Source organism: Sandarakinorhabdus sp., from assembly GCF_041689835.1.
In the GTDB taxonomy this organism is placed as follows: Bacteria; Pseudomonadota; Alphaproteobacteria; order Sphingomonadales; family Sphingomonadaceae; genus Sandarakinorhabdus.
In genome coordinates this window covers 1-4,318 of the sequence record NZ_JBDNFM010000093.1, presented here as the reverse complement: position 1 = coordinate 4,318, position 4,318 = coordinate 1, and the positions used below count along the sequence as shown (strand labels likewise).

The 4,318-nt window shown below is 56.4% G+C and carries 5 protein-coding genes; 2 read left to right on the top strand and 3 right to left on the bottom strand.

The genetic code is table 11. From position 1 onward, the window contains the following. The coding region (locus tag ACESL8_RS04600; RefSeq protein WP_372916438.1) for a sodium/proton-translocating pyrophosphatase at positions 1–1,539 on the bottom strand (1,539 nt) is incomplete at its 3' end. 207 nt (positions 1,540–1,746) lie between these two features. Here ACESL8_RS04600 and ACESL8_RS04595 point away from each other — a divergent pair. Next, on the top strand, positions 1,747–1,959 hold the full coding sequence (locus ACESL8_RS04595) for a hypothetical protein (protein WP_372916436.1): 213 nt from the start codon (positions 1,747–1,749) through the stop codon (positions 1,957–1,959). An 85-nt stretch (positions 1,960–2,044) separates the two neighbouring features. Beyond that, complete coding sequence (locus tag ACESL8_RS04590) at positions 2,045–2,608, top strand: hypothetical protein (RefSeq protein WP_372916434.1); 564 nt, start codon at positions 2,045–2,047, stop codon at positions 2,606–2,608. Positions 2,609–2,738: 130 nt separating this feature from the next. Here the strand turns inward: ACESL8_RS04590 and ACESL8_RS04585 are convergent, their stop codons facing one another. Beyond that, positions 2,739–3,866: a hypothetical protein gene (locus ACESL8_RS04585; RefSeq protein WP_372916432.1), complete on the bottom strand. Its 1,128-nt coding sequence runs from the start codon at positions 3,864–3,866 to the stop codon at positions 2,739–2,741. An 88-nt stretch (positions 3,867–3,954) separates the two neighbouring features. Then, positions 3,955–4,318 (bottom strand): translocation/assembly module TamB domain-containing protein (locus ACESL8_RS04580; RefSeq protein WP_372916430.1); only part of this gene is annotated, 364 nt, incomplete at its 5' end.

Sequence of the window (4,318 nt, the reverse complement as noted above, 5' to 3'; positions counted from 1 at the left end):
GGGGTCGGACAGCGAGAAGGTCAGCGGTCCGATGCCGGCGAAGAACGGATACAGGTCGCTGTTCGCGATGAAGTAGTTCAGATCCTGCGTATAGGCCGCGAAGAGGACCACCGCGCCCAATGCGGCCGAACCGATGGCATAGCCCTTGGTCACCGCCTTGGTGGTATTGCCGACCGCATCCAGCGCATCCGTCGTGTGACGGATTTCCGGCGGCAACCCGGCCATCTCGGCGATGCCACCGGCATTGTCGGTGACCGGACCGAAAGCATCCAGCGCCACGATCATGCCGGCGACGCCCAGCATCGTCGTGGTCGCGATGGCGATGCCATAGAGGCCGGCAATGTTGTAGCTGAACAGGATGCCCGCGATGATGATCAAGGCGGGGATCGCGGTCGCTTCCATGCTGACCGCGATGCCGCGGATCACATTGGTGCCGTGGCCGGTCTGGCTGCTTTCGGCGATCGCCTTGACCGGCGCGAACTGCGTGCCGGTGTAGTATTCGGTGATCACCACGAGGCAGGCGGTCACCGCGATGCCGACGACACCGCAAAGCCACAGGCCGAACGGCGTGAACACCGTGCCCTGAGCCGTGATCTGGTGGGTGAAACCGCCGAAGACGATCCCCGTCAGCGGCAGCGTCGCCGCCAGCGACAGAAGTGCCGTGACGATCAACCCGCGATACAACGCGCCCATGATGTTCTGGCTGGCGGGCAGTTTCACGAAATACGTGCCGGCGATCGAGGTGATGACGCAGATGCCGCCGATCGTCAGCGGATAGAGCATGCCCGCGACCCGCATCGCATCATCCTGGAAGGCGATGGCGGCCAGCACCATCGTCGCGACCAGGGTGACGGCATAGGTCTCGAACAGGTCGGCTGCCATGCCGGCGCAGTCGCCAACGTTGTCGCCGACGTTGTCGGCGATGGTGGCCGGGTTGCGGGGGTCATCCTCGGGGATGCCGGCCTCGACCTTGCCGACCATGTCGCCGCCGACGTCGGCGCCCTTGGTGAAGATGCCGCCACCCAGTCGGGCGAAGATCGAGATCAGCGAAGCGCCGAAGCCGAGGGCGACCAGGCTGTCGATCACCAGGCGCGACTGCGGCGGATGCCCGCCGAGGATCACCAGGATGAAGAAATAGACGGTCACCCCCAACAGGGCGAGGCCAGCGACCAGCATCCCCGTGATGGCGCCCGACTTGAAGGCGACGTCCAACCCGGCGGCAAGCCCCGTCGCCGAGGCCTGGGCCGTGCGCACATTCGCGCGCACCGAGACGTTCATGCCGATGAAGCCGGCCGCGGCCGAAAGCACCGCACCGATCAGGAAGCCGATGGCGACGGCGATGCCGAGCAGCCAGGCGACCAGGATGAACAGCACCACGCCGACGGCGCCGATCGTGAGATACTGGCGCTTCAGATAGGCCTGGGCGCCTTCCTGGATTGCCTGGGCGATTTCCTGCATCCGGGCGGAGCCCGGATCGCGGGCGAGGACATCCTTTGACGTCACGTAGCTGTAGGCGATCGAGGCGCCCCCCAGCAGCATGACCAACAGCAAGGCTAAGGTCAGCAAGGCCACGTCTCCCTATACCTGGACGGGTTATTGACAGTTACGTCTGGTTTTCTTGCGCGCGGAAGGTTTTCCGGATGCGAGTGAAGCGTGGCAGGCGGCGCTTGGTACTGCAACATGGGGGGGTGCCTGGGGGCATGCCGCGGCAGAAGGGACCGAGGAACACCCGGTCGCTGACGGCGCGTGCTCGAGACCGACGACCGGCCCGGCGATCCGGCAGCGCCGGTCGAGCGCTTCGTCGTCGACCAGACCTGGGGGCGCCACGGCAGCATCACCAGCCGAACCCTCGCCGATGTCACCTTCGGCCGTGGCCAGACCATCCTGGTCGAACGCGAAGGCCGCCACCGACAATCCATCCAGCAGCGACGCTTGATCCGTCAGCAGCACGTTGCCTAACCTTGAAACCAGAGACGCTTGTGTTATCCGGTTGCCTCCGCAGTCATTAAGCGTCGGACGATGGGTAAAAGGGAGAGAATTGATCGTGGACGAAACGAGCAGTGAAAACATCATCCATGGGCCGGACAGTGGCGCGAAAGTGTTTTTTCACAAGCATGTTGGCAATTGCCACGTCCATATTGGGCAAAAGAATAAACTAGATGATTTACACATACATTTTCATGTTTCAAATTGTACAGTAACAATTGGTGATGATAATCACATACGCGGGCATATTTTTTTTAAGAAACTCGGTGGATCGGTGAATATCGGCCAAAACAACAAAATGATAACAGGTATCTTCATGAATGTGGGCGGCCCGATAATGATCGGGAATCGTTGTTTGTTTTCCAACGCAAAATTTCGCTCCACAGACAGTCATTACATTTTTGATATACAAACGGGTGATCAGATTAATCCGGACGCCCCGATCACGATCGGCGATGACGTATGGCTCGCCGAAGATGTGATGCTTTTTGGCGGTTCGTCTGTCGGAAATGGCAGCGTCATAGGAAGTCGCGCGCTTGTGACTGGAGAAATTCTTGAAAACTGCCTCGCCGCTGGAATTCCGGCGAAAACAATTCGGCGGGGAGTTAGATGGAAGGAGTAGTGACCGCAGAATGAGTCAGCCGATTCACTTTTTTTAAGAAAGACCTTCTCTCCAAAGGATATTCGCGTGCGCTGGTTAGAATTTATCCGCGCGGATCGGTGATGCAGTTAAAACTTTAGGTTCGAGAAAATCAATTATTTTCTTGTTTAGCATTTTTTGCCATTTCTCTTTGTAATGCGATTCTGACGTTTGAAAGCCGATTCCCAAGCATTGCTGCAAATCTAACGTCGGCGTCAGAAATTGCCAGGGCGAGTTCAATATCTTTATCGTTTGTATTAAGTTCATTTTGCTTGCCAATGGATCGTCGAATGGTGAGCCCGCCGATCTCGAGAATTGGCGGTCGGTCTCCACCTTTTGTGGGTGGCTGAATTCCTATTTGCAATGTTTCATCCAATCTGAACGGAACAATTGGTCGGACAACGAACACGGGGCGCTCGTCGTCCACTAACAAATATCGATCACCAAAATCGTACCTCGCCCGTGAGCTTCCTGATGTGAGCGTGATCAACGCGTTTGTATTTCCAAGATTTAATGCTATTCCGATAATCTGACTGCCCTTTTGAATGGGAACTTGAATCGTTTGTTTACCCCGGAGGATTTGTAATTCTACTTTCAAGACTGAAGATTCTCGAGTTATGGTGGGTGTGCCCAATTGCAGGCTGCTAAAATCCATATAGTCGAATAGCATGCCATCCTTTTCTGAGAATATTTTTTCAACGTGCTTTGAAAGACGAGAAGCAAGGATCTCGGCCAGCTTGAAACCAAAGGCCGAGGCTGCCCAACGATCAAGATGATCCGGGTCCCGGAAAAGCGATTTCACCGATAGTTTCGAATAATGGGCTAGATTTTCAAGATGGATATAGAAGTCAAAAAAAGGAACTCCGTGCCGGCGCGCAAAATCGGTGTAAAAGGCGCGCGCCGGCTTCATTTCTCCTAATCCAAGATGACTAGGTATTATTAGAATAACAGGTATACATCTGGTATTTTCCATGCCACTGATGAAATCAACTAAAAGATCATTTATCAAAGATATCTCTAATATATTTTTTAGCTGGACTTCTTCATTCACCACAAAATCAAAAATACAGAAATCAAAAGATGAAAAGTCTATCTTCTTTTTTATCATTGGCAGAACGACACTGGTGCTATGTCCAATAGAAAAATTCTCAATTGAATGAACTTTACCACTCTCTTGCATGCCAGAGACGTAGCCGCCGGTGCCGATCGAATTGGATGTGCCTACAACTGCAATTCTCATCCTCACATGTTCCCAGCTCTATCTATAAAATACTGGATCACACGCCCCCAGGGCTTTCGGCCAAGTGGGGCTGCGGACAGTGTCTTGATCAATACTCCAACTCATACCCCATTCCAACCCGCTCCCCACCCGCCCCGCGGCTGCTCTCCGCCTCCAACCGCAGCCGCGGCGTCAAATCCCATTGCGCCGCAACCCCGGGCAGCGACCCGTCCGTGCCCGGGCGAATACCCAGGTAAAGGCCCGGCGCGATGTACCGCCCGGCATCCACCCCCGCCGCCCCGCTGGCACTGGTCCCGACGCCCAGCCGGTCCAACCCCAGGCTGCGGCCCAGCCGGCCCAACAAGCCCCCGTCGGCAAAGGCCGGCAGCCCCGACAGTTGCGCCAGCGCTTGCGCCGCCTGCACCGCCTCCCCCGCCGACAGCCGCTGCCCGCTGCGGCCGAACAGCAACAGG

What these genes read in the sequence shown, in the direction of transcription:
- ACESL8_RS04585 (WP_372916432.1), bottom strand. Translation starts at nt 3,866, where the DNA reads ATGAGAATTGCAGTTGTAGGCACATCCAATTCGATCGGCACCGGCGGC.